Genomic DNA, 13,479 nt, shown 5'->3' on the forward strand with positions numbered 1-13,479 from the left:
ATGCTCCCAGGGGCTTTCCTCGTCTCCGGTTCGACCGGCTCGATCATCACATTTCAGCACCTCTCCGCCATCTCGGACGTAATGATACGCCCGAAATCTCACTTAAGCCGTGACGGCTTTCATATACCGCTGTTCTCGTATCAACAGCGCCCAGATGATCCTCGCTGTTTTGTTTGCAAGTGCGACCGTTACGACGCGTGCCGGCTTTCGATCCATCAGGCTCACAGCCCAATCGTGACTGGCGCTGCTCCCATTTTTGGCGAAACGAATTATTGCGGTTGCACCGACAACCAATAGCTTTCGAATGTATCCGTCACCCTGCTTACTGATGCCGCTTGTGCGTTCCTTTCCGCCGGAGCTGTGCGGTCTTGGTGTCAATCCCAACCAGGAAGCGAAGCGCCGTCCGGAAGAAAAGTTCTTGATGTCCGCCACGGCCGCGGTGATCGCACTCGCCGTTATGGGCCCTACGCCCGGTATTGAGAGAAGGCGCCTTGCTGCGGCGTCAGATCTCACAGCGTCGACGATCTTCTTTTCGATCTTTACGACTTCGGCGCCTAAGCGCCGCAGCTGATCGATTATCGCCCATAGGATTGTCCGAGCCACTTCAGGCAATGTGCTCTGCATCTCGTGGAAATGTTCGACAAGCTTGGGCACGTTCTTTGCTCCGCCAGCTCCGATAATGCCGAATTCGCTTAAGTGCCCACGCAATGAATTGATCAGCATCGTCCTCTGGCGGACAAGAAGCTCGCGAACCTTGTGCATCATCAGTACAGACTGTTGCTCGGCAGACTTGGCAGCAACAAAACGCATTGTTGGTCGTGTCACGGCCTCGCAGATCGCCTCTGCATCGGCGGCATCGGTTTTGCCCCTTTTGACATACGGCTTCACGTAGCCAGCCGGCATAAGCCTGACAGTATGGCCGAGTTTTTCGATTTCCCGCGCCCAGTAATGTGAGCTGCCGCACGCTTCGATGCCAACAAGGCAAGGCTGGATGCTGCTGAAAAACCGTAGCACCTCAGCTCGCCGAAGTTGCCGCCGAACCAAAACGTTTCCGGCATCATCGACACCATGCACCTGAAAAACATTCTTCGCCAGATCAAGGCCAATCGTCGCGATCGTTTTCATCAACTGCTCCTCCAGTTTTCTACCCGCACGCCACTATGGCACAGCGGTTGGAGCAGGAGCCGTCCATCTCAACACATCAATCTGACAGGCATCTACACCTGGGATAGCGAGCAGCATCTGCCGGAAGGTTTTCGGTCGCTTCGCCTTCCAGCTGGGCTGCGGCGGGCTGCCTAGAGTTCCCGCTTCGTTCACCCTTGACGTACGATTTCGCACTGCTCTTGTTCCGACCCCTTTTACGCCGCGCTCCAGCGGCTTGGGCGTTGGCCCGGATGATGGTGGCGTCGAGCGCCAGCCATTCGAGATCCGGGCTGTTGGCAACCGCCTCGAACAGGCGGTCGAACACCCCCATTTCGATCCATCGGTAGTAGCGCCGCTTGGCCGTCTGATAGGGCCCGAACCGTTCTGGCAGATCACGCCAGCGCGCCCGGAGCGCGCTATCCACAACAGCGCATCGACAAAGCGTCGGCCATCGCTGCGGGGACCGCGTTTGCCTTTGCGGTCGCCCGGCACGAACGGCTTGATCTGTTCCCACCGATCGTCGCGTAAAACTTCGCCTTCCAAACCGGCCTCCAAAAGCCAGCTTTGAATCTGATTTGCGCGACCTTGGGAATCCCCCTTAAATTGTCACTATAGCCTAGCATGCTGACTGAGGGTTGCATCACCCTCGAGAATTGGACGGGGGTGGAGACGTGAACCAGTCCTGGCTTTCCAAGAGTTGCCATATTTTTTCGCTAACACGCCCGCCTTCCGCAACGACCCGCTCCTCGTCGGCGACGACCACGCTCCCCCGTAGAACCTGGAACCGTCCATTGGTCATCACATGACGAACATTGCGGCCGCTCGAATAGAGCAGGTGGTGTAATGGTTCAGGGGGAAGAGCACCAACGCCACTTAGTGGCTTTGTCACATCGACGGCGCACAGGTCAGCCTTCGCACCCGGAGCCAGCCTGCCTAGATCGTTGCGTCGCAGCATCTTGGCACCGCCAATGGTCGCTGCGCGCACGGCATCCATGACCTGGGGGCGCTGCATCTTCGCATTGGAGTATTTCTCCAGCAAGTTCGTGCGCAACTGGCCATTGAGTGTCGCCAGCTTGATATTCTCGAGATAGTCGTTTGAAAGCTGATCTATGCCCAGCGAGATGTTCAGCCCGCTCGCCAGCGCTTCGGGAAAGGGTTGTGTTCCTTGGTGGAGAAGGCTCGCCATGCATGCACAATGGACAAAATTCACGCTGTGCCGTTTCAGGATTTCAGGGTCTTTGACCATATCCATTTGATAAAGATGTGCAGCAATCACAGGCTGTGAGAAGAAGCCTAGGCTTTCGAGCCAAGCTACAGGTCGCATCCCCCACAAACGCTCGCAAATTTGCACCTCTCGAATGCGCTGGGCGAGATGAATGTGGATTCCATTGCCGAGTTCCTCGGCGGCGAGTTGCGCTGCCTTCAGCGTCTCCGGTGTCTGCGTATCGGCGGCATGGATGGCCATTTGCGCACGCAGCAGATCACCATCTGACCTGTTAAGTGCCAATCCAAACTGTTTAGCTGCTTCGATTTCGCGCAACGTCTCTGGAACTGAATCAAAGAGCTCCTGGTCATTGTCCCGGTACCAGAGTTTGTATAACCGCTCCATGTTCGGAGCGATGACGCTGATATATGCTCTTATGCCCCAGGAGCGGGCCACACGCGCGAACGACTCGGCGTGCCGTACCGACGCGCTCATCTCGACGAATGTCGTGCAGCCGGACTTCAGTATCTCGGCCATATTGTAAGCGGTCAGGGCGTCTAGCTCTTCATCCTCAAGTTTCATGGCCATCTCGACGGGACGATCCATGAAACGCCCGCCCTCAATAAGTCCACGGGCCGGACTGCTGACTGCGGTGTGGGTGTGTCCTGAAATGAACCCGGGCAGCACTATGCAATCACTAGCATCGACACGGACTTCCCAGCCGCGCACACGTCCTGGCTTGATATCGATAATCTCGTTGCCGCGAATAACGATCGAAACATCGCGCTCGAGTTGTTGTGTCTCGCCTCGTGTGACAAGGGCCCAACCGGCCTCGATTACGCAATCATTGCTTGGCATATGGTCGCCTTCCATGAGACGTATCCTTCGAAAAACAGAGTCAGTTGATATGTCGACTTCGGCCGACAAGATTCCATCAAATGCGACAGAGGGTGGTTATACGCCGATTGGCATATGCTCGGCTGAGCGTGTGACGGCACGCGGTGCAGTCAGTTCTTTCCAAATCGACAAGGCACAATTGGCGACCGGAAAGGGCGGACGTCGGATGAATTTCCCTCGACCGGGTCGGGCCGGGGTGTTGCAACCATCAGCCCACACGATATCGCCTCGAGAAAGCGTATATCGCGGGCGCCCACGCACTTCAAAACCTTCGAAGACATTGTAGTCGACAATCGATTTCTGTGTGGAAGCGGAGATTGTTTTTGCGAGCTTCGGATCCCAGACGACGAGGTCGGCGTCGGAACCTGGCAATATTGCGCCCTTGCGCGGATAGATGTTGAGAATTTGCGCAATGTTGGTGGATGTGACCGCCACAAATTCGTTCGGCGTCAGCCTGCCGGTTTCGACGCCATGCGTCCACAGCATTGAAAGTCGATCCTCGACGCCACCTGTACCGTTTGGAATCTTTGCGAAGTTGCCCAGCCCAACACGTTTCTGCTCCGTTGTGAATGCGCAATGATCCGTCGCCACCACCTGTAGCGAACCCGCCATCAGCCCGGCCCAGAGGCTGTTCTGATGCGACTTGTCGCGGAAAGGCGGCGACATTACGCGCTGTGCCGCATAGTCCCAGCTCTGGTTGAAATATTCCGACTCGTCCAGCGTAAGGTGCTGGATGAGTGGCTCGCCATAGACCCGCATACCCTTCTGGCGTGCCCGCCTGATGGCCTCATGCGCCTGTTCGCTGGAGACATGAACGATATAAACCGGAACATCGGCAGCGTCGGCGATCATGATGGCCCGGTTCGTAGCTTCGCCCTCGACCTCGGGAGGGCGCGAAAATGCATGCCCCTCAGGACCGTTCATCCCCTCGGCCAAATACTTTTGTTGCAGAGAAGCGATGATGTCACCGTTCTCCGCATGCACGAGCGGCAAAGCGCCAAGCCGTGCGCAGCGCTGAAACGATGCGAACATCTCGTCGTCATTCACCATCAGCGCGCCCTTGTAGGCCATGAAATGCTTAAAGGTGTTGATGCCGCGATCAACTACCTTGGCCATGTCATTGAAAATTTCCTCCGACCAACCTGTGATACACATATGGTAGGAATAATCAGTGCATGCCTGCCGGGTCGCCCGCGCTTCCCAGCGCTCGATCGCGTTGAGAAGTCCTTCCTCGCCGGGGATCACAAAATCGACGGCGAGAGTTGTACCGCCTGAGAGCGCCGCGAACGTACCGCTTTCCCACGTCTCCGCCGCTGTTGTGCCCATGAAAGGCATTTCGAAATGTGTATGTGGATCAATACCGCCTGGGATAACATAGGCATCTGCAGCGTCCACGATCTTGTCGCCGGACAGGTTTGGCCCGATCGCAGTTATGATCTCGCCCTCAATCAGTATGTCGGACTCGTAGCTACGGTCGGCGGCAATGATGGTTCCGCCCTTGATGACTGTCGACATCGTCTTCTCCTTCGTGTGGGGATTATTGGCAGGCCCGTTTCAGCAGGCGATGCCTGCCGCTTCGAGTGCGACGTGAAGGAGCACGTCAGCCCCGGCTGCGGCCCATTCGCGCGTAATCGCCTCATTCTCGTTGTGGCTGAGACCGTCGATACAGGGGCAGAAGATCATCGCGGTTGGCGCGATACGATTCACCCAACAAGCGTCATGACCTGCGCCCGAGACGATATCGCGATGCGATAGGCCAAGCGCGGTCGATGCCTGCCGGACTTGTGCCAAGAGCGCTGCATCGAAAGCGACCGGATCGAACCCGCCGACGTCTTCTATCGTGAACCCAAGACCGATCTCGTCAGCCATGGTCGCAACACCGGCCCGGAAGCGTGTCTCGATGTCGATGAGTGTGTCCGTTTGCGGATGTCGAAAGTCGATCGTCAGGTCGACTCTTCCGGGGACGATATTGGGCGAGTTGGGATATACATTTACCTGCCCCACTGTCCCGACCGCATGGGGAGCGTGCTCCAAGGCGATCTGTTCGACCAGTTCCGTGATCCGCGCTGCGCCAAGGCCAGCGTTGGCGCGTCTGGGCATCGGGGTTGATCCCGCATGTGCCTCTCTGCCGGTCAACGTCACCCGCAGCCATTTCAGCCCCTGACCGTGGGTTACCACGCCGATGTCGATACCCTCGTCCTCAAGGATCGGCCCTTGTTCGATATGAAGCTCTAGATAGGCGTGGGGCGCGATGTCATCGCCGCGCTCGCAGCCCTTGAAGCCGATCCGTTCCAGTTCGTCGCCGAAACGAAGCCCATCAGCATCTGTTCGTGCGTAAGCCCAGTCCCGCTCATAAACTCCAGCAAAGACGCCAGAGGCGAGCATTGGAGGCGCGAAACGCGCCCCTTCTTCGTTGCTCCAATTTACAATTTCAATCGGGCGCTCTGTCTTGATTCCCAGATCGTTGAGGGTCCGCACCACCTCTAACCCAGCCAGAACGCCGAGTACGCCGTCGTAGCGGCCACCCGTCGGCTGCGTGTCGAGATGACTTCCGACCATCACCGCCATGGCGTCCGGATCGGTACCGGCACGACGGGCGAACATGTTGCCCATGGGGTCGACGCTCACGCTGCAATTCGCTGCCTCGCACCAGGACTGAAATAGAAGTCGTCCATCGCGGTCAGCGTCGGTCAGCGACTGTCGATTGTTTCCGCTGCCAACACCGGGGCCGATCTCGGCCATGGCCGCCAAGTCCGACCAAAGGCGGTCGGCGTCGATACTTAATTTTTTTATCTCGGAGTTCATGGCTGTTCTTGTGCTTTGTCGGGCCTGCTCATCCAGGATGTGACACGCTTGGGCGCCAACTTTGGTCATTCGAACACCGTTTCATCTTTCTCCGGGGGAGGAACGGCACCTTTGCGATCGATTATCAAACGGTACGAACCAGGCTCACGATGCCGGGCGAAGTCGAAGATAGTTTCGCGATAACGTTGCCCCATCGCCAGGTCTGCGCGTGCAGTGATGACCTCATCACCTAGCGTCAATGCCATCGCGGCTATCTCGCCAGAGGGCGCGACGATCACGCTTTGACCCAGCATGCTGGATCCCTCCTCCACGCCGCATTTTGCTGCACCAACGACCCAGGTCGCATTCTGATAGGCACCCGCTTGCATAGAGAGATGGTTGTGGAAGCTGGTCAGGCCATCGATGTCAGCATGGCCGGTGTGCGTGAAAGGCGTATTGTAGCCGAGCAGCACCATTTCAACCGCCTGCAGCCCCATGACCCGATAGGTCTCGGGCCAGCGCCGATCGTTGCACAGGCACATACCAAGAACCCCTCCGAAGCAGCGCCAAACCGGAAAGCCGGTGTCGCCAGATTCGAAATATCGCTTCTCAAGGTGCTGGTGTTCGCGTCCTGGTTGCGGATCGGCATGTCCGGGCAGGTGCACCTTGCGATACTTGCCGACGATCACGCCATTGCGATCGACCAGGATCGAAGTATTGAACCGGCGCTTGGTGCCGCCCTCACGAACCAGTTCGGCATAGCCAAGATAGAACCCTATCCCGAGACGCCGCGATTCTTCGAAGAGCGGCGCTGTTTCATGGCTGGGCATTTCACACTCATAGTACGCGTCTAATTCCGTCTGGTCCTCAATGAGCCAGCGTGGAAAGAAGGTCGTAAGGGCCATCTCGGGGAAAACGACGAGTTCGGCGCCACGCGACTTGGCCTCGCGCATCAGTTCTATAAGCCGCCGCACCACCTGGGTTCGGGTTTCCGCTTTGGCTACCGGCCCCATCTGAGCGGCCGCGACATGAATGAAACGGGGCATCTAACTTACTCCTTCAACTTCCGCCCGATTTGCCACCAAAACCTGTCGTTTCCCGACAAAAAGCGTCTGTGGCGCGGAACGCCCAGTAAAAATTCTTCAATCTGGATATTGGTAAGGGTTCTCCGAAAGCCGGAGAGTCAGGTACTCATCACGCCCGCCTCACGATGACGAAAACGCGATCGTGTCTTCGGCTCGCCAGGTGAGCACAACGTCGTTCCCCGAAGCCAAGCCGACGTCGACCCCGGTTGTCTGGTTTTGCACGACCGTGGTGATCAGCCCTAAACATGTCTCGACGTAGCAGAACGTCTTTTCGCCGCTGAACATCAGTCCTTTGAGGCGGCCATGCAGGACATTCTTCGATCCATCCGGCAAGGCCTTTGCACCAATTTTCATCTTCTCCGGGCGAACCATTAGCGTGACACCGCCGCCGACCGGCACCTTAGCGTCAATGGTAGCTACCTCGAGATCCCCACACTCGCATCTTACCCGTCCCCCCGCGTCGCGCCGGTCCAAAAGTCTTGCCGGCCATTGGTTCATCTGTCCGATGAATTCGGCCACGAACGGTGTCGCCGGCCCGTCATACATGACGCGCGGCGTATCGAACTGCTCTACCCGCCCCGCGTTCATCACCGCCACGCGATCAGCCATCGCAAGCGCCTCCTGCTGGTCATGGGTGACAAAGATGGTCGTGATCCCAAGATTCTGCTGCAGTTGCCTAAGCTCAAACTGCATAGCTTCGCGCAGCTTTGCATCCAGAGCCGCAAGCGGCTCGTCCAGCAGAAGCACCCGCGGTTTTGTAACTAACGCTCTGGCGAGTGCAATCCGTTGCTGCTGCCCGCCGGACATCTGACCGGGATACCGATCCTTGAGGCCATTCATGCGTACCAGAGCCAACGCATCTTCGACCTGCCCGGGAATGTTTGCCTTTGGCGCACGCCGCATCTGCAGCCCGAACGCTACATTCTCCGCGACCGTCATATGCGGGAAAAGGGCATAGCTTTGAAAGACCATTCCGATGTCACGGCGTTCGACCGGGACCGTAAGCAAGGATTTGCCGCACAACTCGATGTCCCCGGATGTGGGTGTGACCAGACCTGCGATCGCTCGCAGCAAGGTGGTCTTGCCACAACCGGACGGTCCGAGCAGGGCGACGAACTCTCCCCGCGCGATGTCAAGACTGACATCGTCTACAGCGGTGAATGAGCCGTATTTCTTGCGGATGTTGCGGAACGCCAGATAGCGCTGTGTCGATTGACCATTGACTGTTTTTTGCATGGGTCCAGCCTATTTAGATGCCGCGATCAGATGCTTCACGCCCAGAAAGCGCTCAAGCACCAAGAGTAAGACGACGACGATTCCGATCTGGATGGTCGATATTGCAGCCACTGCAGGGTCGTAGTTGTAGACAAGGTAGCTCAGGACAGCGACCGGTAGCGTCGTCGTATCGGCTGTTGACAGGAGAAGCGCGACCGCAACTTCATCGAATGACAGTAGAAATGCGAGGATACCGCCAGCCAACAGGCCAGGCCGGATCATCGGTAGGGTTACGTACCAGAAGACCTGCCAGCGCCGAGCCCCAAGTGTGCGTGCCGCTTCCTCGACCTCTGTCCCTATGCCGGCATAGACGCCCACCACCGTACGCAGCACATAGGGCACCGTAATCACAACATGTCCTATAAGAAGCCCCACCGCAGAAGTGCCGAGCCCAAAACGCGCTAGAAAAAAGAGAAGCGCGGCAGCCAGGATGATAGTAGGAAGGCTGAGCGGCGACAGCATGAACGCCAGCAGTCCACTTTTGAAGGGCAGATCGCTTCGCACGAGGGCGATGGCAGCCGGAACCGCCAAGATCACGCTCACCGAGGTCGCGGCAATAGCGAGCACGAACGAGTTCCAGAGAGGGAAAACGAACTGTGTATCGGTGAGCACCTTCCCGAACCACCTCAAGGAAAATCCACTCGGCGGGAAGCTGACGAATTCGGCTGAAGTGAAAGCGACTGAAACGATAACAAGGACAGGGGCTGCTAGGAACGCGATCGTCAGTGCCACCCCTACTTTGTGCCAGAGGCCGAGGGTATTCATAGTGACCTCCAGGCGCGGTGGCGGGCGCGAGACTGCAGCCACATCATACCCATGATGATCGTCAAAAGGGTGATGCCCATCGCCGCCGCGAACGGCCAATCCGAAACGATGTTGAGTTGTTGATAGATGAGGAGCGGCATCACCATGGTCGAAGTGCTTCCCAAGAGCATCACTGTGACGAAGCTGCCCGCACAGAGCGTGAACACAAGGATCGATCCGGTGAAGAGCCCCTCAAAGCTCAGCGGCAGGATGATCCGTCGGAAGATTGTGGCCCGACTTGCACCCAGCACGGCGGCAGCCTCCTCTAGAGCTGGATCCAGGGTCTCCAGCGTACTGGCAAGGGACAGGACCATGAACGGAAGCAGGACATGGACAAGGGCGATTACCACACCACTCCACTGGTACATTAAGCTGATGGGTGGAATACCAAGGGAGTTCAGCACCCAATTGACCAAGCCCTTCCCGCTCAAGAGCACCATCCAGCCAAATGAACGCACCACGACGTTCACTAAAAGCGGGATGACGATCGCGAAGATCAGCAAACTCTTGCGAGTGCCCGAGGACCGCGCGATGGCATAGGCGAGTGGATAGCCGACAATTGCGCAAATGACCGTGACCACCACACCAAGCACGATGGTGTCGGCGATAACTCGCAGATAATAGGCGTCCGTGAAGATCTTCACATACGCGGAGAAATCGATCCTCATTTCGGACAGGTGAAGACTTTCACCAAACACCAGAAGGAGCGGTCCTAGAAAGAAGAGGAGCAGGAAGACGAGTAGCGGCGCCGGCGCAAAGATCGACCGAGCACGCAATATGCCAGTTGTGGGGGCTCTAGCGAAAGCACTGTGCGCTTCGCTATTCTGATATTGTGTCATGGTCGTTCACTTCATCGATGGCCGGAGAAAGCGATATGCGCAAGTGTCTGTCTATGTCTTGCTCACGGGAAGGTGTAGGGCAGAAGCCGGCAAGTACGACGTCCTCGACGCACTCTGGATTCTTACACACTTCGAGCCAACAAGCTCCCTTCCCGCGACCAATACGCAGCAGTAACTACTGCATCTCCTTATTCCAGCGCTCGATCATCGCCGGGATACGATCAATGATCTCGTGGTATGGCGGGACCTGGATCTTGTCGAGCGGGGTGAACTCGGCAGCTAGATTCTCTGGGTAGCTTACAGTCCTGTTCGTTCCGGGATAGCGCATCGTGTCGGAGTTGCCGAGTTGACCCTCAACGGACAGCACGCAGTTGATGTATTCCCAGGCGATGGGATGTGCACCCTTGACGACCGACTGCATAACTAGACTGACGACTCCGCCCGGTTCGGGAACGCTGAATTTCGCCCAGTCATTGCCCTTGTTGATGAACGAGAAAGCACGGCCGTCCCAGTAGACGAGCACATCAACTTCCCCGGTGGCGAAAAGGTTAAGAGCCTCGACCGGCGTCGTCCAGAACTTCACCACGTAGGGGCTGATTTCCTTCATCTTTTGAAAAGCCACGTCGATATCGCCACCATATTGCTGAGCGACCCACCAAATCTGCGACGGACCCCAGGTGTAGGTTCCAGATGGCCAAGAGACCCTCTTGCCGTATTTGCCAGCAGCAATGTCTTCGATTAGCTGCTTCCAGGAAGCCGGCGCGGCAGTCACGGCTTCGCTATTATACATGACGCCCATAGCGCCGTAGTTGCCGGACACACCGTAGTCATTCCAAGGCTTGTGGAACTCGTCCGGGATCATGGCGAGATTTGGGACCTTTTCGACACTCATCTGCTCAAGTAGACCGTCCCGAGCCGCGCGCAAACTATCAAGTTCGCTGAGCGCAATTACGTCGATCGGCGAGTGACCAGGATTAGCCTTGACCTTGTTCAGCCAGTCAGGGGATTCTCCGGTCATTACCTCGACCCTGACGCCCGTTTTTTTCTCGAAACACGGAGCGTAGTTTTTCTTGACCGATTCGGCCCATAGTCCGCCATAGGCAGTCACGACAATCTTTTCTGGCTTTGGCTCTTCCGCCGTAGCGGTATAAGTCGACAGCCCAATCAGCATCGTTGTGCTAAGGGCAACAAGTGTCCGGCACATCCTATTCATACATCTTCCTCCCGGTTCAAAAGCAACGAAAAAGCTGGACCTTCAATGGTCCCACGAAATCATCCGCATTCAATACCAGCCTCATGAGTGCCCCAAGACGACTGATGCCCACAATTAGCCTTGACCGCTTTTGAGCGCCAATAGTAATGTGCATCATATTAATACCGTTGGAGTTATAAATGCTGAACGTTAGGCTTTTGCGCTGTTTCGTGGCTGTTGCCGATGAGCTGAGTTTCACAGCGGCGGCGGCGCGCCTCCATATGGCGCAGCCTGCGCTTACCCGCTCCATCAAGCAGCTCGAGGTCCATATCAATGCGCGGCTGTTGGCCCGCGATACCCGCAATGTCCGCCTGACAGAAATCGGCCACGCCTTCCTGGAGCAAGCGCGAGCGGCATTAGATCAACTCGCACGTACCGAGCGGATCGGACACGAGATGGCACGCGGTCAGCTGGGGCAAGTGAAAATTGGCTATATGACATTCATCGCGCAGGATTTCCTCGCGCCACTGTTGAGACGATATAGCCTGGACAGGCCCGATATCCGGATTGAGCTGTTCAACATGGGTACAGAGCAGCAGCGCGCAGCCCTTGTTGATCGCGCTATCGACGTCGGCTTCATGCTTGGCCCGTTTTCGATTGCAGGTGTCGCCACATGTACAATACGCGACGAGGATCTGGTCGTGGCGATGCCTGACGATCATCCACTTACCCACCTTGAGGCCATCACCCCACTCGACCTGCAAGGAGAAAAACTCGTGATGGGATCGGAAAGCATGTGGTCGGTCTACAGGCGGATTATTTTCGCCGAGTTTGACCGGCTCGGCGTTTCACCCCAGATCGCGCAGGAGGCTCCCACCCAATCCGCTGTCTTCGCCTTGGTGGGTGCGGGAATGGGCGTAACCATATACCCACGGGGGCCCAGCCGGTACCTGACCGATCGTTTCGCTCTGCGCCCTTTCGTCATGGAACACAAAAAAATGCAGACGATCTGCGCCTGGAACAAAGCCCATGCCAATCCGGCTGTCAGTGCGCTGCTTGACCATCTCGCTGCGTCTCCGTTGGTGGGCGCCTCACACTAGCGGAAGCAAGCAATTGTATTCCGCGCTAGACAGTTGACGGAAGGCCCCAAGCCAACAAGAGCAAGGCGACAAACGAGCTTTCGCAGAAGTGTATTGAGGCGGTGTTGCCTTGCGAAATCGTACGTACGCCAATTGCGAACCGAGCGTCACCCGTACGGGAACCCGGATGTTCGAAAGCCGATCACAGTGGATTGACGCAGACAAGGACTATGGTCAGGACCCATTAAAGAGCTTGCGGGTACGGTGATCCGCTGATTCAGTGGTGACGCGAGGAGGCGTTGCCGTGAGCGATCTGATTTGGTTGTCGGAGGCGCAGATGCGCCGGATTGAGCCGTATTTCCCGCTGTCGCACGGTTTACCGCGGGTCGACGATCGGCGGATTGTGAGCGGCATCATCTTCGTGATCAGGAACGGCCTGCGGTAGCGCGATGCCCCCGCCGCGTACGGCCCGCCCAAGACGATCTACAACCGCTTCATTCGCTGGAGCCGGCTTGGTGTATTCAACCGGATCTTCGCCGCACTGTCAGCCAAGGGCGGGAAACCGGATCAATTGATGATCGATGCCACACACCTCAAAGCGCATCGGACGGCAGCCTGCCTGCTCAAAAAGGGAATGTTCCCCGACGTAGCGGACGCACCAAAGGCGACCTGAACTCGAAGCTACATGCGGTCTGCGACGGACACGGACGACCGTTGATCATGCTGCTAAGCGAGGGGCAGATGAGCGACTACAAGGACGCGGCGCTGATGATCAACGCCTTCCCGAAGGCCAAAGTCCTGCTCGGCGACAGAGGATATGACGCGAAATGGTTCCGTGACGCCCTGGCCGAACGTAATATCACCGTCTGCATCCCCTCGAAGGTAAGCCGCAAGATCCAGATCCCACACGACACCGTCCTCTACCGCCGGCGCCACAAAATCGAAAATATGTTCGGCAGGATCAAGGATTGGCGCCGCGTTCACACACGCTACGATCGATGCGCCCATACCTTCATGTCCGCCATCTGCATCGCAGCCATCGTCATCTTCTGGCTCTGATCAATGAGTCCTGATCGTAGCTAGACAAGCTGATTGGAAGGTATCTGATCCCGCGGTCGACGTTTACAAACGTGGAGGAGGATCGCCTCCGCCGGCGACTTCGTCGAAGTCGCGAAGA

At 57.1% G+C, this 13,479-nt stretch carries 10 protein-coding genes and 2 pseudogenes; 2 read left to right on the top strand and 10 right to left on the bottom strand.

Translation table 11 applies throughout. The annotated features are described in order from the left end of the window. Window positions 1-102: 102 nt before the first annotated feature. The 10 genes and pseudogenes from IG197_RS34095 to IG197_RS34140 all read right to left on the bottom strand — a co-directional run bounded on the left by IG197_RS34095 (window position 103) and on the right by IG197_RS34140 (window position 11,202). Window positions 103-1,125 carry an IS110 family transposase gene (locus IG197_RS34095; RefSeq protein WP_192321175.1) on the bottom strand — a complete coding sequence of 341 codons (1,023 nt, stop codon included), beginning with the start codon at window positions 1,123-1,125 and terminating at the stop codon, window positions 103-105. Window positions 1,126-1,351: 226 nt separating this feature from the next. Then, a pseudogene (locus tag IG197_RS34100) lies at window positions 1,352-1,686 on the bottom strand (IS5 family transposase); the annotation flags it as partial. A gap of 97 nt (window positions 1,687-1,783) precedes the next feature. Beyond that, window positions 1,784-3,220, bottom strand: a complete 1,437-nt coding sequence (locus IG197_RS34105; protein WP_192321825.1) for an amidohydrolase family protein — start codon at window positions 3,218-3,220, stop codon at window positions 1,784-1,786. A gap of 81 nt (window positions 3,221-3,301) precedes the next feature. Next, the gene (hydA, locus tag IG197_RS34110; RefSeq protein WP_192321827.1) at window positions 3,302-4,759 is read right to left on the bottom strand and encodes a dihydropyrimidinase; all 1,458 of its coding nucleotides are present in this window, start codon (window positions 4,757-4,759) and stop codon (window positions 3,302-3,304) included. A gap of 39 nt (window positions 4,760-4,798) precedes the next feature. Then, window positions 4,799-6,049, bottom strand: a complete 1,251-nt coding sequence (locus IG197_RS34115) for a Zn-dependent hydrolase (RefSeq protein ID WP_192321867.1) — start codon at window positions 6,047-6,049, stop codon at window positions 4,799-4,801. A gap of 65 nt (window positions 6,050-6,114) precedes the next feature. Continuing rightward, on the bottom strand, window positions 6,115-7,074 hold the full coding sequence (locus IG197_RS34120) for an N-carbamoyl-D-amino-acid hydrolase (protein ID WP_192321829.1): 960 nt from the start codon (window positions 7,072-7,074) through the stop codon (window positions 6,115-6,117). Window positions 7,075-7,233: 159 nt separating this feature from the next. After that, window positions 7,234-8,349, bottom strand: a complete 1,116-nt coding sequence (locus tag IG197_RS34125; RefSeq protein WP_192321831.1) for an ABC transporter ATP-binding protein — start codon at window positions 8,347-8,349, stop codon at window positions 7,234-7,236. A 9-nt stretch (window positions 8,350-8,358) separates the two neighbouring features. After that, a complete protein-coding gene (locus tag IG197_RS34130; RefSeq protein ID WP_192321833.1) occupies window positions 8,359-9,153 on the bottom strand; it encodes an ABC transporter permease in 795 nt (264 codons plus the stop codon). After that, window positions 9,150-10,031, bottom strand: coding sequence for an ABC transporter permease (locus tag IG197_RS34135; RefSeq protein ID WP_192321835.1), 882 nt, complete (start codon window positions 10,029-10,031; stop codon window positions 9,150-9,152). Before IG197_RS34135 ends, IG197_RS34130 begins: the two co-directional genes overlap by 4 nt. 175 nt (window positions 10,032-10,206) lie before the next feature. Continuing rightward, entirely contained in the window at window positions 10,207-11,202 is a 996-nt protein-coding gene (locus IG197_RS34140; RefSeq protein WP_192321837.1) for an extracellular solute-binding protein, read from the bottom strand. Window positions 11,203-11,423: 221 nt separating this feature from the next. Here IG197_RS34140 and IG197_RS34145 point away from each other — a divergent pair, with 221 nt between their 5' ends. Continuing rightward, window positions 11,424-12,323: a LysR substrate-binding domain-containing protein gene (locus tag IG197_RS34145; RefSeq protein WP_192321838.1), complete on the top strand. Its 900-nt coding sequence runs from the start codon at window positions 11,424-11,426 to the stop codon at window positions 12,321-12,323. Window positions 12,324-12,606: 283 nt separating this feature from the next. Further along, a pseudogene (locus tag IG197_RS34150) lies at window positions 12,607-13,361 on the top strand (IS5 family transposase). Window positions 13,362-13,479: the final 118 nt, after the last annotated feature.

It is taken from the genome of Aminobacter sp. SR38 (genome assembly GCF_014843375.1).
GTDB classification, from domain to species: domain Bacteria; phylum Pseudomonadota; class Alphaproteobacteria; order Rhizobiales; family Rhizobiaceae; genus Aminobacter; species Aminobacter ciceronei.

Coding starts and splice junctions, on each gene's coding strand:
- IG197_RS34130 (WP_192321833.1), bottom strand. CDS start 9,153: ATGAATACCCTCGGCCTCTGGCACAAAGTAGGGGTGGCACTGACGATC.
- IG197_RS34140 (WP_192321837.1), bottom strand. CDS start 11,202: ATGCTGATTGGGCTGTCGACTTATACCGCTACGGCGGAAGAGCCAAAG.
- IG197_RS34095 (WP_192321175.1), bottom strand. CDS start 1,125: ATGAAAACGATCGCGACGATTGGCCTTGATCTGGCGAAGAATGTTTTT.
- IG197_RS34145 (WP_192321838.1), top strand. CDS start 11,424: ATGCTGAACGTTAGGCTTTTGCGCTGTTTCGTGGCTGTTGCCGATGAG.
- IG197_RS34120 (WP_192321829.1), bottom strand. CDS start 7,074: ATGCCCCGTTTCATTCATGTCGCGGCCGCTCAGATGGGGCCGGTAGCC.
- IG197_RS34115 (WP_192321867.1), bottom strand. CDS start 6,049: ATGAACTCCGAGATAAAAAAATTAAGTATCGACGCCGACCGCCTTTGG.
- IG197_RS34125 (WP_192321831.1), bottom strand. CDS start 8,349: ATGCAAAAAACAGTCAATGGTCAATCGACACAGCGCTATCTGGCGTTC.
- hydA (WP_192321827.1), bottom strand. CDS start 4,759: ATGTCGACAGTCATCAAGGGCGGAACCATCATTGCCGCCGACCGTAGC.
- IG197_RS34135 (WP_192321835.1), bottom strand. CDS start 10,031: ATGACACAATATCAGAATAGCGAAGCGCACAGTGCTTTCGCTAGAGCC.
- IG197_RS34105 (WP_192321825.1), bottom strand. CDS start 3,220: ATGGAAGGCGACCATATGCCAAGCAATGATTGCGTAATCGAGGCCGGT.